The sequence below is a fragment of the Spirilliplanes yamanashiensis genome, assembly GCF_016863475.1.
Taxonomy (GTDB): Bacteria; Actinomycetota; Actinomycetes; order Mycobacteriales; family Micromonosporaceae; genus Spirilliplanes; species Spirilliplanes yamanashiensis.
In genome coordinates, this window is sequence record NZ_BOOY01000018.1 from 103,884 (window position 1) to 129,001 (window position 25,118).

Annotated in this window: 12 protein-coding genes and 1 tRNA gene; 3 read left to right on the forward strand and 10 right to left on the reverse strand. The window is 71.2% G+C overall.

Features of this window, described 5'->3' with window-relative positions; genetic code table 11:
* Nucleotides 1-420: 420 nt before the first annotated feature.
* From Sya03_RS12550 to Sya03_RS12575, 6 genes are all read right to left on the reverse strand, one after another.
* Entirely contained in the window at nt 421-2,556 is a 2,136-nt protein-coding gene (locus tag Sya03_RS12550; RefSeq protein ID WP_203938427.1) for a UvrD-helicase domain-containing protein, read from the reverse strand.
* A complete protein-coding gene (locus Sya03_RS12555) occupies nt 2,556-8,936 on the reverse strand; it encodes a DEAD/DEAH box helicase (RefSeq protein WP_203938428.1) in 6,381 nt (2,126 codons plus the stop codon). Before Sya03_RS12555 ends, Sya03_RS12550 begins: the two co-directional genes overlap by 1 nt.
* On the reverse strand, nt 8,933-13,645 hold the full coding sequence (locus Sya03_RS12560) for a class I SAM-dependent DNA methyltransferase (protein WP_203938429.1): 4,713 nt from the start codon (nt 13,643-13,645) through the stop codon (nt 8,933-8,935). Before Sya03_RS12560 ends, Sya03_RS12555 begins: the two co-directional genes overlap by 4 nt.
* Complete coding sequence (locus Sya03_RS12565) at nt 13,642-16,521, reverse strand: helicase-related protein (protein WP_203938430.1); 2,880 nt, start codon at nt 16,519-16,521, stop codon at nt 13,642-13,644. The genes Sya03_RS12560 and Sya03_RS12565 overlap by 4 nt, the downstream gene beginning before the upstream one ends.
* Nucleotides 16,522-16,659: 138 nt before the next feature.
* The gene (locus tag Sya03_RS12570; RefSeq protein WP_203938431.1) at nt 16,660-17,784 is read right to left on the reverse strand and encodes a hypothetical protein; all 1,125 of its coding nucleotides are present in this window, start codon (nt 17,782-17,784) and stop codon (nt 16,660-16,662) included.
* Nucleotides 17,781-18,296, reverse strand: a complete 516-nt coding sequence (locus Sya03_RS12575; protein WP_203938432.1) for a DUF4365 domain-containing protein — start codon at nt 18,294-18,296, stop codon at nt 17,781-17,783. The genes Sya03_RS12570 and Sya03_RS12575 overlap by 4 nt, the downstream gene beginning before the upstream one ends.
* A 952-nt stretch (nt 18,297-19,248) precedes the next feature.
* Here Sya03_RS12575 and Sya03_RS12580 point away from each other — a divergent pair.
* Entirely contained in the window at nt 19,249-19,500 is a 252-nt protein-coding gene (locus Sya03_RS12580; RefSeq protein WP_203938433.1) for a hypothetical protein, read from the forward strand.
* A 57-nt stretch (nt 19,501-19,557) separates the two neighbouring features.
* Here the strand turns inward: Sya03_RS12580 and Sya03_RS12585 are convergent.
* Nucleotides 19,558-19,642 (reverse strand) — tRNA-Leu (locus tag Sya03_RS12585).
* A 131-nt stretch (nt 19,643-19,773) separates the two neighbouring features.
* Here Sya03_RS12585 and Sya03_RS12590 point away from each other — a divergent pair.
* Both Sya03_RS12590 and Sya03_RS12595 read left to right on the forward strand, forming a co-directional pair.
* Nucleotides 19,774-21,450, forward strand: a complete 1,677-nt coding sequence (locus tag Sya03_RS12590) for a tetratricopeptide repeat protein (RefSeq protein ID WP_239107409.1) — start codon at nt 19,774-19,776, stop codon at nt 21,448-21,450.
* Between the two features lie 45 nt (nt 21,451-21,495).
* Entirely contained in the window at nt 21,496-22,155 is a 660-nt protein-coding gene (locus Sya03_RS12595; RefSeq protein WP_203938435.1) for a DUF3159 domain-containing protein, read from the forward strand.
* Here the strand turns inward: Sya03_RS12595 and Sya03_RS12600 are convergent.
* From Sya03_RS12600 to Sya03_RS12610, 3 genes are read right to left on the reverse strand one after another with little or no spacing between them, the layout of a single operon-like run.
* On the reverse strand, nt 22,136-23,632 hold the full coding sequence (locus Sya03_RS12600; RefSeq protein WP_239107411.1) for a glycosyltransferase family 2 protein: 1,497 nt from the start codon (nt 23,630-23,632) through the stop codon (nt 22,136-22,138). The two genes, Sya03_RS12595 and Sya03_RS12600, sit on opposite strands and share 20 nt — an antisense overlap.
* Entirely contained in the window at nt 23,629-24,714 is a 1,086-nt protein-coding gene (locus Sya03_RS12605) for a HEAT repeat domain-containing protein (RefSeq protein ID WP_203938436.1), read from the reverse strand. Before Sya03_RS12605 ends, Sya03_RS12600 begins: the two co-directional genes overlap by 4 nt.
* Nucleotides 24,714-25,088 (reverse strand): response regulator transcription factor, encoded by a 375-nt coding sequence (locus Sya03_RS12610; RefSeq protein ID WP_203938437.1) that lies wholly within the window; start codon nt 25,086-25,088, stop codon nt 24,714-24,716. The genes Sya03_RS12605 and Sya03_RS12610 overlap by 1 nt, the downstream gene beginning before the upstream one ends.
* Between the last annotated feature and the right edge of the window lie 30 nt (nt 25,089-25,118).

A 25,118-nucleotide genomic window follows, 5' to 3' on the forward strand; every position in this document is an offset into this window, starting at 1 on the left:
CACGGCAGGGCACCGGGCTGCTGCCGACGGGTCTCGATCGCGACGACGATGCCACATCCGATGTGGGGGGCGACCTCCGCACGTGGACGATGGGACGTCCAGGTGGTGCGCGTCCATGGCCAGGAAACCGTTCCCGGGTGAGTCTAGATCGGCAATCTCAAGCGGCAGCTCACTGTCGAGCGCGGCCTCATCGCGTAGCGGGACCGCGACAAGAATGGTTGGGCTACGAGATGAGCGGCGCGACGGTCAAGGCGGCTCCGTGCCACCTGCCGGGCGCCTCCACTGCCGGTAAATAGCAACGACGAAGCCGACCATGTCGACACCGGCTCCGACCGGAAGCGTTTGACGTCAGTGATGGCGCAACCTAGCGAGACGGCTGAGCACCACCGCGCCGAGGCCGGTCCGCGGCGAACTGTCGCGTTATGAGCGCTGGACCACCACGAGCTCGTCACGGGCCCGGCTGGCCGCTACGTACGTGAGCGACCGCGCCCTCAGCTCCGCATCCAGCCGCTCGGATTCGTCCAGCCCTCCAAGTCTGACCTTCTCAGCAGCGGACTGAAACCCCACATCAGCGAGGACCACCTTGGTGAACTCCATGCCCTTGGCGCGATGCATTGTCATGACCAGCACCCGTCCCGCTGCGGGCTTGTCGCGGTCGACGGAGCGGGCGGGCACGTCGCGCTCGATGAGCGCGTTGGCGACCCGTTCGCGCTGGAACCGGTCGTGGACCAGGACGGCGATGGTCTCCGGCAGTGTGCCATCGGCGAGCCAGGTGGTGATCTGGTCCGCGATCAGGTCGAGTTCGGCGATCAGGGATTCCGCCTTCTGCACGGATGGCGGCGGCCCCGACCGGGCCGATCGATAGCCGGTCACTTCGGGTTGCTCCTCCAGGTCGACGTACGTGCCGCCGTCGAGGACGCCCATGGCGTAGCGGAGGTTCTGCGCGGTGGTGCGGTAGTTGAGCGTGAGCCGTTGTGAGCGGCCGACAATCCGGATGCCATACCGGCCCAGCACGATCCTGGCGCCGTAGATGCGCTGGTGCGAGTCCTCCGCGATGAAGAGGTCGTCGTCGGTTTCTGCGACGAGGGCGCGGAGCATCTGCCAGTGGGTGGGTGCGAGGTCCTGGCCTTCGTCGACGAGCACGTGGTCGGCTTGCGGGCCGGTCGCCGTGAGGTGTTCAGCCGCGACCGCCGCCGCTTCGGCGAAGTCGAGGGTGCCGTCCATGCGGTTCAGCGCGCGGTAGGCGGCGATGAGTTCCCAGACGCTGTCGCGCTTGGCCCGGTCAAGCGCGACGCCCCGGCCGGGCCGGCGGACACGCCGGTAGTCGTCCTCGTTCTTCACCCGGTTGGGCAGGACGACGAGGGTGTACTCGGCGCTGAGGAACGTCTCGTTGGCGATCTTCGCCGGCAGCGATGTGCTAGACGCGTCGAGAACTTCCCGCCACCGGGTAGCCGGGGCACGTCCGGTGGGGGCAGACCGCGCGTCGCCGAGGACCGCCTGCACGGCCGCGGCGATGTCGGACCCGGCGGCGCGGATGATCGACGCGGCGAGCGAGTCGATTCCGGCGACGTGGACGCCGGCTTCACCGAGCCTGGCCGGCTGCGGCACGCGGGGGTCGAGCAGGGCAAGGCTGTCGCGCAGCGATTCGGCGAGGTTGGTGGTGAACGTCGTGAGCACGATTCTGGCCTGCGGGTCGCGGCGTGCGAGGGCCCGCCCCCGGTGCACGAGGACGACGGTCTTGCCGGTGCCGGCCCCGCCGGACAGCCGGAAGGGGCCGCTGGTCGTGCGGCTCACGTAGCGGCGCTGTTCGGGGTGCAGAAAGATCCGCCAGGCGCCGAAGTCCTCCTCCTCGATGACGCGCCGCAGCTCGTCCTGGTCGTCGATGAACGCGAACTGGGCCTGGGCGGCGGGCTTCCGCAGCGAGGTGAGCAGGTCGGCGTCGGCGTCGGCGGACGCGACAGGCGCTGTCAGCTCCAGCCGTTCGGTGATCTTCTCGATCGGCTCGGCGGTGGCCAGGTCGAGCAGGAGCAGCCCCAGCCAACCCTCGTGCTGCTGCGCGAGGTCGAGCAGGGCGTCCTCGTCGGGCGCGTTCAGGGCCCGCTGGGCCACGTCCGGGGGTACGCCAAGGCGGTCGACCAGGTCCTCGGTGGTCCGGCCGAGCTGCACCAGCAGCGGCTTCTCGGCGACGGCCGGCGGCGGAGTAGGAGCAGGCGGTGGCGAAGCCGTCTCGACCGTCTCCTCGATCTGCGGCAGTCCGTTGACCGGGTTGACCTTGAGGCGCACGCGCCTGGCCACGCTGATGGCGTCGTCGTGCGGCCACACTCCATGGACGACGTAGTGGCTGTCGCCGTCGCCGTCGAGGCGGAACATGACGGCCCGCCAGAACTGGTCGACCCGCCCGGTGCGCACCCGCGGGTCCGCCGCGTTCTCAATGGGTTCGACGTGCAGGCCGGGGGTGGTGTCGTCGGCGGACAGGCGTTGCAGGAACGTCATCGCCTTCGCCTTAACCGAGCCGTCGATCTTGACGGGCCACTTGGTCATGATGATGGTCGGCATCACGGCTCTCCGGCTTCTGCGGTGGCCAGCTTGGTCTTCAGCGTGGCGACGATGGTGTCGGCGTCCGGCGCGACGACGTCCCAGCCGGCGGTGTGCAGGTCGGCCTGGTCCTCGTCGGGCATCTCGTAGAACGCGACGGCGACGTGCGCGCCGGGCCAGGACAGGTCCATCGGGATGCCCTGCGGGCCCTCGGCGCCGACGCGGGGGGCGTCCACTCCGGCGGCGGCGAGCACGGCGATGAGGCGGCGTTCGGCGCCGGGGGCGGCGGCCCGGTACGCCTCGATCCACCTGCCGTCCACGCCGTCGGGCAGGCCGTCGTCCTCGGGTTCCTGGACGGGCGGTCGGACGGTGGCAGCCTCGGTCAGGCCGGTCGTGGTGATGACGGTCGGCCAGTCGCGCAGGGTGAGCGCGTTGGACAGTTGCAGCCACAGCCGCCAGGCGCCCGCGTGGGCCGCGTCGAGTGCCTCGTCCCGGTCGTCCAGCACGATCGCCATGTCCACCGCGGACTTCTTCGGCTCGACGACGACGGCCAGGGCGCCGTGCCGGGTGACGATCACCTTCCGGGGCCCGCTGGGCGCCTGCTCGCCGGTCAGCGCAGCCCGGCCGATCGCGGCCAGGCTGACCCCGTCGGCGTATCCGGTGGCGGGCTTGCCGCCGGCGAAGAACATCGGAACCGCGCGGGCGACCGCGGCAACGTCGGCGGGTCGCGGCGCCGTCACCCAGGCGATCAGCCAGGTAATGGGCCCGCCGCGCAGGCCGTCGTAGGCCGCCGGGGTGGCGAGGAATGACGGCTGCGCGATGAGCCGGGTGACCGTGCTCGCGGAGAACCATGCCGGGTCGGCGCCGGCGCCCCGTTCGGCGTCGGCGATGTCCTGCGCGGTGACGGCGATGACGACGCGGCCGGTGCCGCGCAGGATCTCCCGCTTGGCGGCGTCGTCGGCGAGGCGATTGCGCGACGGCACGGCGTGGAAGCTGCGGCCGTCGGTGAAGATTGCGACGGTCGGCACGGTGGTGTCGTTGGTCTCGAGGACGAAGTCGGGCCGCGAGTTCTCCAGGTTCACCTGGGGGGTCAGGGTCCATTGCCGGTGGGTGCTGGGCAGGGTGAAACGCAGGGCATTGCCCCACGCCTTGGGCACCTCGATGATCGCCGCCCCGGCCGCTTTGAGGCGTTCGAGGAGGATCTTGCGGAAGCGCTGTTCGAGGTGGGACTCCGGGTCCTCCTGCGGCGGGATCTCGGTGATCGTCCATGCTGACTCGTCGGCGGTGTCGGCGTCCTCGGTCAGGCCCAGCAAGCGGGCGAGGTGCCGCACCGCGGAGGCGCGCGACGTGCGGCGCACAGCCGCGGGCGCGGCGAAGGGCAGCAGGCAGCGGTGGCAGGCGAGGCGTTCCTCGTACTGGCATTCGCAGGTGCGCACGCGCTCCCAGGCCAGGAGGAGCAGTTCGCGGAGGCGTTCCGGTGACGCCATGTCGGCGAGGTAGCCGGTGCCGCCGGGCACCACGTCGTGCAGCAGGATCGCGTCGTGGTTGTCGGTGCCGTCGCTGAGCGTGGGGTCGACGACGTGTTCGATGCGGATGTGGTCGGGGTGCCCGCCGATCTGCTCGCGCAGGCCCAGCAGCACCGCCGACGCGAGGCTGGGTACGGCGAAGTCGTCGCCGAGGGTGACGGCGTGCGGCAGGCGCAGCAGCAGGCCCTGCGTGCGCAGGGTGCGCGACAGGGCCACGGTGGCCGTGTTCTCGGTGGTCGCGGTGCGGTAGGGGCACCACGGCCGGTGCTCGTGCGGCTTGTTGCGGCCCGAGTCGGAGTCGAGCTTGCCGCAGCCGCTGCATACCCGGAACAGGGCGCCGGCGCGCTCGTCGGCGGAGATGATCCGGGACGGGCCGTGTCCGGCGGCGCCGACGTTGATCCAGCGCACGTCCATCGACCGCAGGTAGGTGCAGCCGAGTCCAGTGCTCTCGGCGAACCACTGCCGGGCGATGTTCGCCGGGTCGACGTCCGCGGCCGAAATGATTTGGAACGAGTTGGTGTGCCGCTCGTCGCGCCGGTCGGAGATCATCGCCTCGTCGCGCCGAACCTCGGCGGAGACGTGGGTGAGTTCGACGACGTCGAGGCGCTGGCCGGTGTCGGCGACGCCGGGGCTGCCGCAGCGCGGGCACCCGGTGAGCTGCTGTTCGGCGCCGGTGGCGGCGATGTCGGCGGCGAACCCGCACGCCGGGCAGAACACCCACGGGCGGATCGACTCACCGTCGATGCCCAGGTCGATCGCGTCGATGGCGATCTCCCAGCCTCGGGCGTAGAACGTGGCGCCGGGCGCGAACTCGCGGATGGCCTGGGCGGAGCCACGCTGGAACTGGGCGTGGTCGCTCTTAAAGTCGTTGGAGTCGGGGTCGATCCAGCTGAGTCCCACGTCGAGGGTGACGGTGTCGTCGAGCAGGGTGTAGTTGGGCAGCAGCCCGTACTCCTCGAGCACACCGATCCAGTACTCGCCGCGCAGGTGCGACAGCTGGCCGCGGGTGAGTGAGCGGGCGGCCTTGGCGGAGCGCACGGCCCGCTTGTCGTCGTCGGTGGCGGCGGGCGACTGCTGTTTGGCCTCCAGCTCGGGCAGCACCTCGGCGATGGCCTTCTCGCGCCGCTTCAACGTCTCGACGGTGTGTTGCCAGCGGCGCCCGGCGGCGTGCACGTGGGCGGCGAACGCGCTGGTGCCCGCGCCGGCCACTGGGCGTACCCAGGCGCGCAGGTCGTCGGTGACTCCGGCGGGCAGCGACGGCAACGTGTCGGTGAAGCGGGTGACGCGGCGGTCGCTGTCGGCCTCGGCGGCGGCGATGAGGTCGCCGAGGAACGAGTCCCGGTCGCTGCTGCTCATTGCCCCGGCCGCGCTGCCCGGGTGGCGGCGCAGCGGGTCGCGGGCCATTTCGTCGACGAGGTGCGCGGTGTACTGGCGGCGCAGGATCTCCTCCGCCTGCAGGTAGGTGGCGGGCGGGCGCACCTCGCCGTTGATGACCGACAGCGGGTCGCCGAGCTTCGGCAGCTGGTCGCCGCGGCCGGTGATGAAGGCGAGGTTCAGCGCGTTGCCGGTGAGGCGCCCGGCGCGGCCGACCCGTTGCAGGTAGGAGGCGACCGTGCGGGGCAGCGACGACAGGAAGACGGCGGACAGGTCGCCGATGTCGATGCCCATCTCCAGGGTGGGCGTGGCGACGAGCACGTTCGGCGCCTGCGGCTCGGAGGCGGCTGTCTTGAAGCCGTTCTCGTACTCCAGGCGGGTGGCGTCGTCCAGCAGGCTGGTGTGTTCCCGGGCGACGATGCGGCGCATGTCCGGCGACGCGTACAGGTGGCGGTAGAAGTTGTCGTCGACGGCCTCCGGGGTCAGGCGGCCGGGGCAGCGCACGAGCATGCACGGCGCGCCCGCGAGCTGGTCGATGACGGTGGCGGTGCCGGGGGTGAGCAGGCGGCAGGTGTCGCAGGCGAGCATGTGCCGCTTGGCGGCGAGGTCGTCGAGCCGGGTGGGGCTGACGACGATGCCGGACGGCGGGATCGCGTACACGGACGCGCCGGTCTGGGTGGTGGTGACGGTGAGGACGCCGTCGCGGGCGAGCCGGTCGAGCAGCAGCCGGGCGAGTTTGCCGCCGTCGGCGGGGCTGACGTCGAGGACGCGCGAGGTCCACCGGGCGTACCAGGACTGGGCGGAGGTGACGGCGACGAGGTCGCTGTTGCGCACCGGGTTGGCGGAGCCGCCGACGCGCGGATAGCCGGGGGCGGGCCGGGCACCGGGGAAGGCGGGCATGCCGTCGCCGCGGGGGCGGCCACCCCAGATGGAGTACCGGCTGCCGTCCTCGAAGCGGTACCGCTCGAACCACGGGTGGTCGATGGCGCCCTGCGCGCGCATCCGGTCGAGCACGCCCCGAACCCACTGCACGAGCGTGGCGTCGGGCAGCGCGCCGTCGTGCCCGTCGAGGACGCCCTGCGACCAGGCGCCCTCGATGGTGGCGCGGGCGGCGCCCGCGATCCGCGCCGGGGTGCCGGCCTCCACCTCGACGGCGACGGCGCCGGTCAGCTCCAGGGTGCGGCCGGTGCGGCCGTTGAGCCCGAACTCGAGGGCGACGTCGAGCGCGAGGCGTTTGCGGACCCGCGACATGACCTTCGTGGGTACCCGGCGCAGCGTCGCCGAGGTCCAGAAGTCGGTGAACGACTCCCGGTCGGCGCAGTCGGGGTGCAGCAGCCGGTAGCGCAGGAAGCGGTCGTCGTGCGCGTGCCGGATGGCCTCCTCGACCAGGGCGTCGAGGGTGACGGAACCGGCGGCCACGGCGGCGCTGAGGGCGGCGCGCAGCGTCAGTGTGTGCGATCGGGCCTGCACGAACCCGGCACGGTGCGCGGCGTCCTGCACCGAGTCGGTGAAGACGAGCGCCTTCTTCTCCTCCACGTTGAGGGCGGCCGAGCCGAACAGGGTGGACAGCGAGACGCTCAGCAGGGTGGCGATGGCGCTGCCGAGGAAGCGGATGCCGTCGGCCTGCCCGCAGGACGGGCAGGTGTCGTTGCGGGCGTCCTCGTCGGCGTCGCGCCCGGCGGCGGTGAGGACGGGCAGCACCCAGCCGTCGCGCAGGTCCGGGTCGTCGTCGGGTGGGGCGCTGGTGAGCAGCTCCCGCCCGCGCACCGAGAACCAGGCCAGGCCTTCAGTCGGTGCGCCGCCGAGGTATGCGGCGGTGGCCTCGGCCGGCGCATACAGCAGGGTGCGGAACCGACCCTCGCGGGTGGCGTGGTTGCGCCGGATCGCCTCGTCGTCCACGGCGAGGCTGCCGCCGACGGGCGCGAGGGCGACGCCCCAGCCGGACCGCCCGCAGTGCCGGCAGAACACGGCAGGGAACGACGGGCGTACATCCTCGGTGTCGCCGCCCGCGGTCGGCGGCCCGTCGTCGCCCCAGCGGAACCGCGCGGTGGTGTCGGCGGCCCGGTCGATGCGGGTCAGCTCCCGCACCCACATGTGCACGTCGACGGAGAGCGCGCCCCGCCCGGCGACGGCGCGCACGTGCCCGAGCGTCGCCACGACGGCGGCGATGACCTGCTTCCACTGCGCGTCGACGCCGCCAGCAGCGAGGCTGGACGTGCGCCGGCCGGCCTGCCCGGCGACGCGGCGGACCAGTTCGTCCAGGTCGACGGCCTCACCGGCCTCGTACGCCAGCTCCTGCACCAACGGGTGCGCCCGGCACAGCGCCAGCAGGAGCTCGGGGTCGGCTCCGGCCAGGCGGCCGTCGCCGTCGTCCCACAGCGCGCCGAGCACCGCCCGGGCGAGCGCCGCACCGTCCGGGTCCGGGCCCAACGCCTCGACCGCGGCGCTGGCGTCGGCCACGGCGAACACGTCCGGGATGGCGAACCCGGCGTCGGCCACGACGTCGAGCGCGTCGCCCACCCACTCGTCCAGGCTCAGCCGCGACTCGGTGATCACGGCGTCGTCGTAGAACGGCTCGCCGAATACGGTCTCCGCGAACCCCAACATCACCCCCGGGTCGCCCTTGTCGCCCAGGGTCGCGGACGTGGCGACCGGCGTGATCCAGCCCAGCGGCCGGGCGCGGTCCTCGTCGGTCAGGACGGGGTCGTCGTCGCGCCAGTGGCTCTTCAACGCCAGCCCGAGCCGCCGCAACAGCATCGCCACGTCGGTGCCCTGCGCGCCGTCGTAAGTGTGGAACTCGTCCAGCACCAGGTACCGCAGGCTCGTCGCCGACTGCCGCCACAGCCCCTGGTCCTCGTGGCGCAGCAGCAACTGGTCGAGCATCTTGTAGTTCGTCAGCAGGATGTCCGGCGCCGAGTCCCGGATGACGCCACGGTCGGTGATCAGCCCGTCCGCGGTCACCATCGTCCGCGGCCGGCCCTGCTCGCCGGTGTACAGCGCCGCGGTGATCGATGCCAGCTCAGCGTTGCCGGTCAGCATCCCGGCGAGCCGCTTGGCCTGGTCGTTGGCCAGCGCGTTCATCGGGTACAGGATCAGCGCCTTCGCTCCGGTTACGCCTTCGAGGCGGGCGCGGCGGACGTGGTCGACGATCGGATGCAGGAACGCCTCCGTCTTGCCCGACCCGGTGCCGGTCGTGACCAGGGTCGGCTGCGGCCTTCGGCCACCCGCCGACGACAGCCGCGCGAACGCCTGCGCCTGATGCCCGTACGGGGGCAGGCCGTCGAAGAAGTCCAGGTGCCCCCGCCAGCCGTCGTCGGCGGGGCGGAACGGCAGGCGCAGGCGCACGTACGGGCCCTTGAACATGCCGTTGACCGGGTCGGACAGAAACCGGTCGAGGCCGTCACGGCTGTCCGGGTCCGTCAGCGCGAACGTCGTCTTCAGGTAGTCGACGATGCTCTCGCGGACGTTCGCCGCCTGGACGGTGGGCAGCAGTTCGGTCACGAGCGCTCCTGGAGGATCCGCTCGAAGTGCGCATACGCCTGCCGCATGTCCGCCTCCCGGTCCAGCGTCACAAACGGCAATTCGTAGGTGTACGTGTAGCCGGCCTGATTCGTGGCCGTCCGTTCATCCACAGAAGTCCGATTAGCCTTCTTTCGCCAAACGGAGAGAACGGAATTGGGCACGAGGCGACCGTTCGCGTCATAAAGGAAGACGTTCTGATCGTATCCTTGCAGGACCGCGAACTGCGTTCGATAGATAGTGCAAAGTTCGTTAACCGGCACCCCAAAGATGAGCGCGTTGAGGGCGTCAAGTTCGAGCTGCGCCTGGCGGCGCTCAACCGCCAGGCGAAGCGGGGTACCGCTATTCCAGGTCGAACCCACCCGCCCTATGGGGAACTCGTTAAGGATGCGCGGGCCGCCAGTCCATGAGTCCTCTTTAAACGCTTCGCTGTAGCTCTCTCGCCAAAGATCAGAGTACGCAAGGCTGACGCCATTCAAGCGGAGCACCCTAAGGGCGACCTGCTCATACAGCCTTGTCTCCAGGACAACTGGTATTCGTTCGATTACTCCAAACCCGATGTTTGCTAGGGCGGCTGCCCTCACCGAGAAATCGATGATCAAAGACGACGTGCTAGCCGCAGCCGCAATCAGCTTCCGATGGTCACCATCGGGGAATCCAAGGGAGTAGATTCCTTGGATATGTGTAGCTCCGGGCGGAACGATGGCACTAATAAGGGTTCGCTCGCCCGTATTCGCGGCCATCTTCCTCCAACCCAAGCGATAGAATTCTCGACTGCTGACCTGATTTCCGACGCCGTTTCGCCAGTAGCCATATGCCGCCACATAGTCCTCGGGGTCGCCGATCGGCCTGTACCCGGTAATAGGGATCGAATTTGGAGCGATCCGCTCTACGTCAACCGGGCGCCAGTCCGTATTGTGCAGCATTGTGACATTCGGCTCTTTGTAATGAGGCGTTGATACGAATATGTGCGAACCTTGGAGGATCACATCGCTCCAGCATTCCGGCTTGCCCCATTCAGATCTGAAGAACCCCCGAACGCGATCGTTTTTTTCGTGCCACCCCGCGGAATAATGAGGGTGCAGGCCACGCATGCGCGGAAGTGTAGAAACCCTGTTCAGAACCGCCGCGGACGAGGCGTTGACTGAGTACACCATTCGCGTGCGAATGATCGGCACATTCGGGGGTTCCATAAGGGCATGCCACGACGCCAACAGGGTTTGGTCGACAATGTTAATCCTCCCCTTATGGGGGCGCAGGTCCCAGCGTCCGTCCGTGTCCTTCAGACCAGGTTCCGTACCGGATCCGTCGTGACGCTGCGATCGAATGACGGTATCCGGATGATAGAGCGATACCGCATTCAGGAAACGTGGAGCCGAGCGGCTGCTGCCATACACGTTGACGCCAAAATGACGCTGATGTTGGATCTCAAACAACTGAAGTTCGTTAATAAATTCCCAGTGTCGCCGAAGGCGGCGGTAGGCGGCTTCGCGCAAAAGGCCAGCACGCTCTTCCGCGAAGTGTGTGTCCAAGTGGATAAGACTTGAGATGCCGGAAACTGTGGCATTCCGCCAGGCCGCCTCCATGAAACAACGGTAGAGGTCTGGCTGGAGGCCCTGAAGGTGGGGATACATCGGCCTAGACCCAAGGAGGTCATTAGTCACAGAAGCCTCAGAGGCGGCAGCGATTACGAACTCGCGCATCCCAGCAATGGCCAAGGTTTCAGATCGCTTAAGAGCTACCTTTTTCTCACTTGGTTTCGCCTCAAGACGCCACCACGGATCACCCTCCGCCAAGAGGTTGCTCATATCGACAGCAGGCCGTACCCACGGCGGGTTTCCAACCTGGAGGTCGAAGCCGCCGCGGGCGAACACCGGTGCGAAGTCCAGGTTCCAGTGGAAGAAGCCCTGCCGCTGGGCGATCCGGTCACACACCACCAGCCACGGGTGTTCCCGCAGCACCGTCTCGATGGGCTTCGCCCCGGCGAAGCCGATCTCGAGGCGTTCGGCCTCGTCCAACTCCTCCCAGCTCATCCCCGAGCTGAGGGTCGGCCCGGAGCCCTTGCGCTTGCGCAGATTGGGGTTGCGGCCGAGCAGCGCCTGCAACCCGGCGATCCACTGGGCGACGGTCGGCGGCGCGACCACCTCGCCGCCGACGGTGGCGGTGGCGTCGGTGAGGGGCCAGAACCACAGGGCCGTCCACGCGTCCATCGCGCGGCTCAGCCGCCGGTAGGCGCCCTCGGAGTCGGCGAGCACCTGTTCGATCTGTTCGCGCTGCACGGCCCCGCCGACGGGCAGCTCACCGGCCTCCCAGACGGGAATGCGGCGGCGGATCTGGTGTTCGGCGAGGTCGAGGCGGCGGTAGGCGATCTGCCACAGGGTTTCGACGCGGTGCGCCAGTTCGGCGTACGCGTCGACGGTCTGCCTGGTGGGTTTGACCTTGGTGGCGTTGCGCCACGCCTTCAGCCTCTTCGCGGCGTCGGGGGCGAGGGCTGCCGCTTCCTTGGCGTCGGCCGCGGACCCCCAGCCGTCGGCGGGCAGCAGGAAGTGGTGGATGCCGTCGGTGGCGACCCGGTCGGCGTTGATGTCGGCGACCAGTTCGGTGAGCGGCACGTCCTGCGGCACCGCACCCAGCCATGACTTGTCGGTGACCTGGCTGCGGCGGTAGACGGCGCGGCGGGCGCCGATGAGGGAGTTGCCGCGGCGCAGGTGCAGGCCGAACCACGGCGCGGACAATCCTTGCAGCATCGTGTCGAGCCACAGGGAGATCTCGGCGAGTTCGACGGCGAGGGGGTTGAGGTCGACGCCGTACACGTTGTGCAGGGCCAGGTACGCCTTGACCTCTTGCAGGCGTCGCGGGTAGTCGTCGGGGTCGATGCGGCGGCCGAGTTCCTTCTCGCTGCGCTTCAGGTACTGGTCGGCGAGTTGCCGGACGGCCTCGATGGCGAACGCGCCGGAGCCGAGCGCCGGTTCGCAGATGGTCAGGTTCAGGATCTCCGCGGCCGGCGTGGTCTTGCCGTCCTGGTCGAGCAGTTCTTCGAGGGCCTGCCCGACGGTGAAGCGGGTGAGCACCTCCGGGGTGTAGTAGGACGCCGACTGTTGGCGTTCGCGGCCGGCCAGCCGGAACACGAACGAGCCCTGCCTGTGCAGCACGGGGCGCAGCTCGCCGGTGACCTTGTCGGGCACCCGGATGAAGTCGTTCGTGTCGATGCCATCGGCGCGGTCCACCGGCACGACCCAGGAGCCCTTGCTGCCGTCGCCCCCCTTCGCCACCTCGTACAGGTCGGTCCCGGCGAAGAAGCCGGTGTACGACATCAGGCCCTCGTAGACGGCGCCGAGCTGGTTGATGCCCAGTTCGGCGTACGAGATGAAGCCCCGGTCGCGGCCCCGCTGCTCCTTGCTAAGCAGCAGGTGGGTGAGCACTTCCTGCAGGGCGGCGTTGCCCAGCCCGACCGCGTCGATGTGCGCGGTGGCGCTCGGGGCGAACAGGTCGGCGCGCAGCGCGTTGAACGTCAGGCCCGGCGCGGAGACGGCCTGCTCCTCGTCTCGCGGCGGCGGCTGGTGCCCCTTGTCGACCAGGCGGAACAGCACGCCCAGCGACTCGTACAGGTGCCGGCCGGTGCGGGCGTGCGGCGTCGCGAGCTCGACCTGGACGAGTTCGCGGAGCCGGTCGAGGCTGTAGCCCTGGTCGTACTCGGGGGCGCCGATCGGCAGCACACCCAGCTCGGGCGACGCCTCCGCGTACAGCAGGAACAGGATGCGGTAGAGGAAGCGCAACGCCTGCTTGGCCAGCGGCTGCGCCTGGTCGGCGGGCAGCGGGTCGAGGCCCTGGGCGCGGCGGCGGCGCACCACCTCGTTGGCGATGATCTCGATGGACAGCCGGACGCCGTCGCGCAGGTCCTTGGAGACGCCGACGGTGTGCTTGATCGACTCGTCGAGGACGCCGCTCCACCACAGGTCACCCTCGGCGTCCGGGGCGATCGACCCGGCGGACAGGCAGGTCAGCGCGCGGTCGATCTCGCCGCCGCGCTTGGTGTCGTTGCGTTCGCAGACCAGTTGCAGGTCGACGGCGAGGTAGCGGCCCTCGGCCCAGCGGTCGCGTTCGGCGAGCACCGCCCAGCGGCCGGCGAGCACCAGGATCAGGTCGGGGGCGGCGTCCGCCACGAACAGCGCCGACACCAGCCGCGCGGCCGAGGTCAGCTCGTCGCCGTCCTCGTCCAGCAGCACCGGCTCGGCCAGAGTGCGGCCCTCCTTGGCGAGGACGTCCTCGACCGCCTGCACCGGCTGGGCCCGCACGACGGCCAGCGGCGCCCGGTCGGTGATGCCAGGCGACGACACGCGCAGGATCGGCCCGTCCTCGTCGACCCGCAGGCCGTGCCCGCGCAACCCGAGGATGGCCACGACCCGGTCGTGGATGGAGGCGACCGCGTCCGCGATGGTGCGCGGGTCGGTGGCGCCGAGGTCCGCTTCCACGTCGGTCAGCTCTGCCAGCTTGGCCAGGTCGGCCTCCAGCTCCTGCCGGGCCTCGGTGAACCGGCTGCGGGGCGTGGGTCGCTGCTCGGCGGCCTCCGCGTCCCACGCCTTACGGCGCTCGACGACCCTCGCCCGAAACGACTGGGCGTTCGCCTCGGTGGTGAAGTAGTGCTCGGAGATCCAGCCCTCGCCGACGATGATCGCGTCCGACACGCTCATGCCCACTCCCCCGCGGCCGGCACCACGACGAGCAGCGGGCGCACCAGCTGCCGGTCCGGGCGCATCTCCTCAACCATCGCCTGCTCCTGCTCCACGCCCACCCGCCGCTGTTTGAAGTCGCTGCGCTGGAGCAGCGCCCCGGCCTCGTGCGTCCACTGGGCGAGCCGCCGCGACCACTCCTCGACGCGCTGGGCGACGTCCTTCTCGGCGGCGGCGAACGTCTCCCGCATCTGCCCGCGGGCTTTGCTCACCGCGGGAGCGATCAGCTCCTGCAGCGCCGCCGCGCCGCCGATCGCGCCCGGGTTCGCCCGGGGTGCGTCCCAGCCCAGTGCCGCCAGCGCGTCCCCGGCCGACTCGTGCACCTCCACCAGCGTGAACGCCTTGTCATCCAGGGCGGGGAACGCGACGGTCAGCCACATCGCCGACACCACCTGGCCGCGCCGGTTCGTCAGGGTGCCCAGCAGCAGCACGGTGGGGTCGTCCACCTCGCCCCGCACGGCAAACACCTCGTTGCGGCCCAGGCCGGCCAGGGCCCGGTCGGACGCCCAGTCGAGCACGGGATGCAGCGGGCTCAGGTAGTGGGCGTCCGGCCAGCTCGACCCGTTCTCGTCCCGCAGCGCCTCGGCCAGCCGCTCCTTGCCCCGCGCGACCGTCGTCGCCAGCACCAGCTTGTCCGTGACCCGGCGTTCCGCCAGGTAGCTCTGCGGCAGCACCTCGAGGCGCTGCACCAGGTCCGGCGGCGGCGTCAGCTCGGCCGTGCCGAACGCCGCATCACGCCGCCAGCACACCCCGTTGTTGCTCACCGTGGCGGTCGGGTCGATGAACGCCGCGTGCAACGCCTCCTCGAGATAGGCGACGTCGTCGGCGTACAGGCCCGACCCTGTGCTCGCGGCGACCCGCGATTCGTCATCGTCGGCCTCGTCGGCTTCGTCGGCTTCGCCGGCCAGGCCGAAGAACAGGGCGCTCAGGTCGTCGCCTGCCCGGACGTCGTCCACCGTGCGGACCACGTCGTCCAGGCTCTTCTGCCCGCCAAGGACCGCGCGGATCTCCTCCTCTTCGCCCTTGACGTCGAAGCGGCCCATCAGCGACGCCACGTCGCCCAGGGCGGTGTGCGCCTCGTTCTCCTTCTCCACCAGCTTCGCCAGGATGCGGATGTCGCCGGCGAACTTCGGGCTCGACGGCTCCAGCAGCAGGGCGGTGATCCGCGGCGGATGCTTCTGGCCGTAGCGGTCGATGCGGCCGTTGCGCTGCTCCAGCCGAATCAGGCTCCACGGGATGTCGAAGTGGATCAGCTCGTGGCACTGCGCGTGCAGGTTGACGCCCTCGGACGCCACGTCGCCGGTGACCAGCACCCGCACCGGCGTCTGCTCCTGCTTGAACGCGTCGACGATGCGCTGCTGCTCGTCGTCGGGCAGCCCGCCGTGCATGATCTCCACCGCACCGGGCGGCAGCCCCAGGTCGGCGGGGAGGTTCTTGCGCAGCCAGGTCAGCGTCGCGACGCGTTCGGCGAACACCACCGCGCGCATCGGCGAGCCCTTGCCGACGCCCATGTCCTTGAGGCGCTCGACCAAGCATGCGTATTTCGCGGAACCGGCCTCGCTCGCCGCGTCGGTCAGCTCGCGCAGGCGCAGCAACGCCGAGCGTTCTGTCTGCTCGGCGGCCGTCCCGCTCTTGAGGCGGCCCAGCCGCTGGGTGATCGTCTCAGCGAGCGCGGCCGGCGACGACAGGAACGCCTTCGCGAGGGTCCACGGGAACAGAGACGAGTTCTGCCCCGAATATGGGTTGCGTTTGTCCGGCGGCCACAGCCAGACGTCCTCCAGCTCATAGGCGATGGCGTCCTCGGCAGGCGACGCCGGGACGGCGACGTTCTCCGGTTCCCGGCGCTCCGCCCAGTCGGCGCCAACGACTCCGGCAACCTCGGGGCTGTGCCGGTGGCGGCGGATGACCAGCCGCCTAATCTCGTCGGCCACGAGCTCGCCGTCCGGTGGGATCGCCGACGGGTCCAGCAGCCGGATCAGCTCCGCGAACGACTCCTTGCGCCCGTTGTGCGGCGTGGCCGACGCCAGGATCAGCGCCTCAGCGTTGCGGGACAGCAGCCGGGCCAGGCGGTTGTTGAGCGTCGCGGTGTTCGACAGGTTGTGCGATTCGTCGATGACGACCGCGTCCCACCGCTGCTTGCGGAGGCTGGCGACATACCGGTCCGACTTGAGCGTGTCGATCGAGATGATCGCCCGGCGGAAGTAGGTGAACGGGTTTCGGTTCGCCGGCAGTTTCTGGCGTACCCGCTGAATGCCCGCCGAATCGAGCCGGACGAACGGCAACGCGAAACGCGACCACAATTCCTGCTGCATCTGCTCCAGGACGTGTCGAGGGGTCACGACGAGAATTCGTTCGCCGCGGCCCCGGCGTACCAGCTCGGACAGGATCATGCCGATCTCCAGCGTCTTGCCCAGACCGACCGCGTCGGCGAGCAGGATGCGCGGGCGCAGGTTCGCCGGGTCGAGCGCCTTGCGGACCGTGGCCTGCTGGTAGCTCAGCGGGTCAGCCAACGCCTGGGTGGAGACGGTGAGCGACCGGTCGCCCAACGGGACGGCCGTCTTGCGGAACGTGGACTCCAGCCACAGCCGCGCCTTGCGGTACTGTCGGCTGTCGTCGGCGACGACCCGGGCCGCTGCCGGGTCGAGCGGCTCGATCCGGTCAAGGTTCGCGTAAAAGCTGGCCGTGGTGTCGCGTACCAATTCGCCAAGGCCGCGGACATGGACCAGCAGGCCGTCGGAGGTGTCCTCGGCCGTCCGGACGAACCACTCCTCGTCGCGGATGACGACCACGGAACCGGGTGCCAATTCCAGCGGAGCGTCGGACTGCGTTTCCGTCACCGTTGACTACCCCTATCGTGACCGCCGCTTTCCGGAACCGATCGTATCCGGATCAACACTGACGAATACATCCGCATAACCGCGCTCGACGCCACCGATCAGTTGGCGACCTGGTCATGCGAATGGTCAACATGCTGCTCACCCGGGCGAAGGCCGCTCGAGCACCTCCACCCGGGCGACCCGCTCGATCCGTCCTCGCACCGCTGTGCCCGTCACGCGCACCTGGCGCCGCCGGCCGTGCGCCTCCACCACCACGCGATACAGGTCGTCGGGCAGCAGGACGCGCACCGAACGATCCGACGCGCCGTAGACCGTGCGGATCGGACCCCGCACGGTGGCCTGACCACCCTCACCAGTATCGCGCCGCAACCTGCTGACCTGGCCCTCGACGGTGATCTGCCCGTCGGGGACGACCACCCGGAGGTGCTCCGCAGCCATGCGCAGCACCTCGATCTGGCCGGGCCGGAAGCGGAAGGACCGTGTGGGAAGGCTCGATCGCAGCTGAGGTGTCCAGCCGAACCGGATGTCGAACGGCACCCCGTCGCGGCCCAACTGCGTCAAGGCGGCACAGGCGTTGGCGGACACTCCCTCGCCCGTGCGCCTCAGGAACAGCTCGGGGTCGAAATCGCTCAGCGCCTCGCCGGACGCGGCGAAACAGGCCCGGACCGTGCGGTGCAGCTGGACCGACACGCGCCGTCCCAACGGCGCCTCGGCGTCCCCACCCGGCTCCCCCACCGGCAACCTCGCCGCGATGGACCAGCTGCCCGCCCGGGGGGAACCGAGCCGCACCGTACGCGCGAACTCGAACGCCCGCTCCGGACGCCGCCCCTGGACCAGCATCGGCGTATCGACCATCAAGGCGTACGTGGACGCGACCAGCAATTCCCGCACCCCGGCAAGCGCGTCCACCGCGTTGAACAGCGGTATCGTCCCCGACGGGCCGCCCGGCAGCAGCCGGAAGGCCACCGTGTCCGAGCCACTGGCCTGCAGGTCGTCCACGATCAGCGGGATAGGCCGGTCCTCGACTGCCGCGACGGTGGTGAGCAGGTCGGCCATCCGGCCCGGATAGTCACGCACCGCCCGGTCGGCCGGCAACAGGATCTCAAACTCGCCGTCATCCTCACGGCGGGTCCACAGCGTCGCCCGCTCGAGGCGCTCACCCGGCTGCCACCCGGTGCCCGACAGGTAGCGGCCGAGCACCTCGGGCGGCAGCACCGCGACAGCCTGAAGTTCGCCGGCCGTCGGCCGGGCGTGCACGGTCATGACGCAGACGCACGTTGCACCGGGACGGGCCTGACCAGCGCTCGCAGGCCCGCCGGCGTCAACACGTTGCGCTTGGGCACCCGCACGGTGACGGTGCGCCGGGCGGAGGGATCGATCACCGCCTCGTTCGCCAACGAGACCCAGTACCCGCAGTGGCTGAGCCTCATGGCCGACTCATCGACTTCGGCGAACAGCTGCACATCCGCCGGGACGACGACCAGGAACAGGTAGCGCGGAACGCTGAAGCCGGGGCCCGCGAGGTTGTTGTAGTTGGCGACGTCCATCGTGTAGTGCCAATGCAGGTCGTTGCCCCTCGGGCTCGACCACGACTTCACCTGCGCCTCGATCTTGGGAAACCGCGCCGTGCCACGTGCGCCGGGGAAGTCGATGGAGAAGTCGACTCCCGTGTGGTCGATGTCCTGCTGCCCAGCTATGAGCCCTGCGGCACTGGCCAGCACCCGGACAAAGCACTCGCCGAAGTACCCCTGGTGGTTGTACTTGCCATAGCTCATCCACTTCGCCCCGAACCCGCACGAGAGAGCATCTGTGGTCGTAAAGATACTGGCTGCGACGGCCGCAGAGAACCGTCCGCTCGTCCGCCCATCGCGTGAGCTGCGTCAGGAGCACGTCGGTCAGACTAAGTGTCGAAAGTCCGTATGGCGAAGCGGGCGGGTCCCACATTCGCAGCTGCCTGAGTTTCGGACCGTCGCCGACTGGCAAGCCTCACGGTCGGGGTTGCCAACCAGAAGGTGCTCTCCCTGTCCGCGGTCATGAAGTCCCAGCCCTGGCCAGGCAGGGCGGGCACCGCGGACGCGCTGGCGGCCGCCAGCTCTTCCTCCAAACGCCTTCGTGCAGTGCGCCAGGCCTCAGCCGTGTCCGGATCGGCCGTGCCGCGAACGTACGCGACGACGGCGACGTGTGCGTCTGGCGTCTCGCGCTGCGCTGTGGCCACTGCGTGCTGGGCTGCGGCGACCTCCGCCTCGCATGCTGGTGACGCCTCTGCCTGGAGGCTCGTGTAGAGGGCCGGACTCACCGGCCAGGGTCCGTCCTCCGCGCGCATCGCCAAGGTCTCGACGGATGCTGCCCTCTCGGCAGGGCCCTCCGTGAGCAGCGTCAGCAGCACGTAGTCGTCGCTCTCGCGGTCGTCGCCGAGAACGATCCCCCGGGTCAAGGCGGCGCCACACTCCTGCGTCACGGCGCCGACCAGTGCTGCAAGAAGCGGGTGGCCAGGCGATATCAATTCCGGGGGTACGACGCTCGGGATCGGGCCCTCTGCACGCTCGAAACTTACTGAGTCGTACCGATGCTTGACCGCGGAGCCCAGACCGTCGCGGAGTCTCGCCGGGACGTGTCCGATCCGCCAAGCCGTGCCCCGCGATGAGATGTCGCCGTGGAATCTGGCGACAGCTCGCACTGTGAAGTCGCGTACGATCGGAGCTGCTCTCACACGGCACGACCGAGCAGTTGTTCCTCTTGCTGCGGGTGACCCTTTCTCAGGTGCTGTCCGCCGATCGCGAGACGCCGCCGCTGATCCTCGACGACGTCACGGTCCAGTCAGACCACGCACGCACAATGGCGATCATGACGTTGCTTCACGAGGTCAGCGCCGACCATCAGGTCGTACTGTTCACTCAGGAGCAGGAGGTGCTGGCCTGGGCTGAGGAGAGCCTCGATGTCAGCCGCGACAAGCTCATCGCGCTACCGGCACCGCGCTGACTGCGGTCAGCGGGCGACCTAGCTATCACCGATTGAGCCATAACCGCTGAGGATTTGTGTCCGAGGGGGGACTTGAACCCCCACGCCCGATAAAGGGCACTAGCACCTCAAGCTAGCGCGTCTGCCATTCCGCCACCCGGACCTGCACTACGCCCCGACGTCACAAACCCGTCGGGGTCGCACGGGGAGTTACTGTACACGGCCGCTCGGCACCCTTGCGGCAGGCCCCTCCGACCCGGACGGCTCTTCCGTCGTCCCCGGTTTGGCGGCAGCATGTCGGGGGTGTCGGCACTATCCTCCCTAGCCGCCGCTCAGCGGCATGCCCGGGATCTTCAGCGCTCCGGGGACCTGCCCGCCGCGCGCATCATGCTCGAGCAGGCGGTGCGGCAGAGCCGGGCCGCGCTCGGCCCGGACGACCCGGCCGTGCTGGCCGCCGCGCATCAGCTTGCCGTCGTGCACCGGGCCGGCGGTGACCCGGCCGGCGCCCGCCGCATCCTGGAGGAGGCGTTGCCCGCGGGGCAGCGCCGGCTCGGCGACGCCGACCCGCTCATGCTGGGCATATCGTTCGACCTGGGGCGCATCGCGGAAGATCTGGAGAACCGGCACGAGGCCCGCCGCGCGTACGGCCGCGTGGCCGCCTACGGCCCGAACGTCCTCGGCGAGGACCACTGGGCCGTCAAGCAGGCCCGCGCGTACCTGGGCGAGGACCCGCCGACGGTCCGCCTGGAGGTCCCCGACGGCGGCATCGAGGAGCTCCGCCGGGCGGCGGCGGGCCCGCCGCCGGTCACCGCCCAGACCGCAGGGGTACGACCGGACGGGTCCCCACCGGTGCCCGGGCAGCGCACCCCACAGGCATCCCCGGCGGGAGGCTTCACCGGCCGGCTCGCCGGCGCCACGGCCACCGGCCCGGGCACGGCAGCGCCCGGCGGCGGCCCGGCAGAGGGCGGCTTCCCCGGCGGCCCCGCCACGACCCTGGGTGGCCACCCGGCCGCGGGACCGGCGGGCAGTCTCGCCGGAGCCCCGGCGGCGGGTTCTCCGGGCGGCGCGGCCACCGGCCTGCCCGCCGCGTTCCCGGGCAGCCCGGCCGCGGGCCCGGCGGGCCGCCCACCGGCCTTCACTCCGGGCGGCGCCGCGAACAGTCCCGCGGCAGCCCCGGGCAGCCCCGCCGCCGCCCCCATCGGCAGTCCTTTCGCAGGCTCACCCGGCACTCCCCCGGCGGGACCCATCGGCAGGCCGGTCGCGGGTCCGTTCGGCAGCCCCGTCGCCGGCCCCCTGAGCAGCCCGGCCGCGGCCCACGCCGGTGCTCCGGTCGCGGGTCCGATCGGCGGCCCGGCCGCCGGGTCCACCACCGGGTTCGGCGGCGGCGCGGGTCATCCGGCGGCAACAGCCGCCGGGACACAGCAGACACCGGCCACCACCCGCGAGCCCGGGCTCGGCACCCGGGACGGGATCGTGCGGCCGGACGGGCCCGGGCTGACGTCGCGGCCCATCCAGCTCGGGCAGCCCGCGCCCGTCTTCCCGCCCGCGGCGAAGCGGCAGCGGCGGCCCGGGGCGGTCCTCGGTGGAGCGGTCGCGGCGGTGCTCGTGGTGGCGTTGCTGGTGTGGGTGGCCGTGCAGTTCTTGCAGTCCGACGGGGACGGGACGGCGCCGGTCGCCGGGCGGCCGCCGACGGACGTGCGGTTGTCCGACGAGGGGTCCGATGTGCGGGTGCTGTGGGCGGATCCTGCCGACGGGACCGTGCCGTTCATCGTCAGTTCGGGGCGGCTCGGGGCGCCGTTGACGGCGCGCGGTGAGACGCAGCCGGGGCGGCGCACGTACCTGGTGCAGTATCTCGATCCGGACGCCGACTACTGCTTCACCGTCGGCGCGAAGTACAGCGACAGCGCCGTCGCCTACTCCCCCGAAGTCTGCACCAACCGGGCGGCCGCGAACCCGAGGCGCAGCAACTGACGCGGGGCGGCCGGAGGTTAGGCTGCCCTCAGCGGAGGTGGGTGCATGGCGGGGCACGGCAGGGACGAGTCGCTGGCCGATCTGCTGGGCGGGCGGCGCGGGGCGGTCGACGCCAGTGTGCCGCCGGTGGCGTTCGCGGTGGGGTATCTGGCGGCGCCGGACCGGCTGTGGGTGGCCGTGGTGGCGGCGCTGGTGGCCGGGGTGGTCGTCGCCGGGTGGCGGTTGTTCCGGGGGCGGCGGCCGCGGGCGGTGGTGCTCGGGCTGCTCGGCACGGCCGTGGCGGCGATCGTGGTGTTGCGCACCGGGCGCGCGGAGGACTTCTTCCTGGTGCAGCTGGCCGCGAACGCGGCGAGCGCGCTGGTGTTCCTGGCCAGTGTGGCGGTGCGGTGGCCGCTGCTCGGGGTGATGCTGGGGCTGGCGCTCGGGCAGCGGGCGCGGTGGCGGCGCGACCCCGCCCTGCTGCGGGCGTACGACCGGGGCAGCCTGGTGTGGGCGGCGCAGTACGCGTTGCGGGTGGTGGTGTTCCTGCCGTTGTGGCTGGCCGGGCAGGTGGTGGCGCTGGCGGTGGCCCGGGTGGCCATGACGTGGCCGCTGGTGATCGCGACCCTGGCCGTGAGCTGGTGGGTGATCCGGCGCAGCCTGCCGGCCGGGCACCCCGGGGTGCGGCACCCGCAGCCGGGCGAGGTCAGTCCCGCGACGGCGTGACGTCCGCGGCGGGCACCGGTTCGGACGCCGGCGGCGGGCCGACCACGGCCGGCGGCGGGGACGAGAAGCCCTCGCGCTGCATGGCGCCCCACACCGCCTGCTTGCCGCGCCACGCGCCCCACGCCCCGTACACCTGGTAGGCGGCGAGGATCTGCCGGTAGCCGAAGTTCTCGATGACGGCGGCGACCAGGCCGCGGGCGAGGTCGGCGGCGCGCGGGTAGCGGTGGAACGACACCTCCTCGATGAACAGGGCGGTCAGGCTGACGAGCAGGCCGTAGCCGTAGGCGACCAGGGCGAAGCGGATGGCGAAGTCGACGTTGATGGCGTCGATCCACAGGCCGAGCGGCAGCAGCACCAGCGCGCCCAGCTCGACGAACGGCGCGAGCAGCTCGAACAGCACGTAGTACGGCAGCGCGACCATGCCGATCCGGCCGTACCGGGGGTTGAGGATCATGCGGCGGTGCTTGGACAGGATCTCGGCGATGCCGCGGTGCCAGCGGCGGCGCTGGCGGCCGAGGACCCGCATCGTCGACGGGGCCTCGCTCCAGCTGACCGGTTCGGCGACGAAGACGACGCGGTAGTCCTCGCCGCGTTCGCGCAGGTAGTGGTGCAGCCGGACGACGAGCTCGGCGTCCTCGCCGATGGTGTCGTGGTCGAGGCCGCCGATGCGCACCAGCAGGTCGCGGCGGAACACGCCGAAGGCGCCGGAGATGACGACGAGCCCGCCGAGGCGCGACCAGCCGGTGCGGCCCATGAGGAACGCGCGCAGGTACTCGACGACCTGCACCCGCAGCAGCCAGCTGCGCGGCATCCGGACGTCGACGACGCGGCCGCCGACGACGGTGCAGCCGTTGGCGATGCGGATGACGCCGCCGCACGCCGCGACCCGCAGCGGGTCGTCACCGAACGGCTTGGCGACGCTGAGCAGCGCGTCCGGGTCGAGGACGGAGTCGGCGTCGACCATGCAGACCAGCGGGTGCCGGGCGACGTTGAGGCCGACGTTGAGGGCGTCGGCCTTGCCGCCGTTCTCCTTGCGGACGACGACGAGGGTCTCGGGGTTGGCCCGGGCGACGTGCACGGACAGCACGCGGCCGCGGGTGGGCACCTCGGCGGGCACCACCTTGGGCACCTCGACGAGGTCGAACTGCTGCTGCAGCAGGGCGAACGTCTCGTCGGTGGAGCCGTCGTCGACGACGACGATCTCGTAGCGGGGGTAGCGCAGCGCCGTCATGGCCTGCACGGCGGCGATGATGCCGGGGCCCTCGTTGTAGGCGGGGACGATGACCGAGACCGGCAGGGTGAGCGGGCTGCGGAACATGTCGTCCGCGCCGGCGAACGTGGTGCGCCGCAGGTGCCGGAAGAACTCCTGCCCGGCCAGCACGATGAGCACCAGGTAGCTGCTGTTGAGCAGCACGAAGTACACGAAGATCGCCACGTCGGTGATGCGCAGCAGGTCGCGCGTCCACTCCTCGATCACGGGCCCACCCCGGCCAGCACCGGCGCGGGGTCCGCGGTGCCGATCGCCAGCATGGCCAGCGCCTCGCGGGCGTGACCGCCCTCGGCGGGGTCGGCGGCGGCGACGCGCCGTTCCAGGGCGGCGCGGCCGGCGGGCCCGAGGCGGCGCAGGGCGTGCGCGGCCTCGTGCGCGACCCGGTAGGCCGGGTCGCCGAGCTGCGCCTCGAGGTCGGCGACGGCCGACTTGGCGCCCAGTTCGCCGAGGGCCTTGGCGGCGGCGGCGCGCAGGGCGGCGGGCCGGCCGGGCCGCAGCGCCTCGGCGAGCGGCGCGATCCCGGCGGGGGTGCCGAGCTTGCCGAGGGTGGCGGCGGCGGCGATGCGGACGTCGAGCTCGGGGTCGTCGCGCAGGACCCGGGCGACGCGGCCGGCGGTGCCGGTGGCGCCGAGCAGGCCGAGCGCGTCGAGGCAGACGGCGCGCACCCGGGCCTGCGGGTGGTCGAGCGCGGCGGACAGGGTGACCTCGACGTCGGGGCCGAGCTGCACGAGCGCGTCGGTGACGAGCAGCGCCGGGGTGGGGTCGGAGCGGTCGAGGCTGGCGAGCAGCCGCCAGGCCGCGCCGGGCTCGCCGATGCGGCCGAGCGCGCGGACGGCGACGATGCGCACCTCGGCGTGCCGGTCGGCGAGGAGGTCGCACAGGTCGCCGACGGCCTCGCGCAGTTCCAGGTCGCCGAGGGTCTGGGCGGCGCGGGCGCGGCGCACGGGGCTGCGGTCGCGCAGGGCGCGGCGGGCGCGCAGGCCGACGCCGCGGCGGGTGAACACGTCGACGAGGGCGCGGTGGGCCTCGCCGCGGACCTTGCCGAGCAGGGCGACGGCGGCGGGTTCGGCGGCCCGCCAGGCGTCCTCGCCGATGGCGACGAGGTCGTCGGCGCCCTCCTCGCCGTTGTCGGCGACGAAGGCGAGCAGCTGCTTGCGCGGCGCGGCCGCCAGGGCGCTCTGCCGGCGGGCGCGGGCGGTGCGCACGACCCGCGCCGACACGATGGCGACCGACAGGACCGCGATGACCACCGCCAGCACCGCGATGGCGATCGTGAAGATCCTCAGCATCAGATCCGGACCCGCCCCAGCGCCGCCTCCACACGGGCGAGCAGGTCGCGCGGGCTGAACGGCTTGACGATGTAGTCGGAGGCGCCGGCGGCGTACGCGGCCTCGAGGTCCTGCCGGCGGGCGCGGGCGGTGAGCATGATGATCGGTATCCCGGCGGTGGCCGGGGTGGCGCGCAGCTCGCGGCACACGTCGAGGCCGGACATGCGGGGCATCCGGACGTCGAGCAGCGCGATGTCGGGCGGGGTGCGCCGGGCCTCCTGGACGGCGGTGAAGCCGTCGGCCGCGCAGGTGACCTCGACGCCCGCGCGGGTGAGCTTGTAGCTCACGAGGTGCCGGATGTCCGGGTCGTCCTCGGCCAGCAGCACGCGCGTCATCCGTCACCCCTTCCGGCCGATCCAATATAT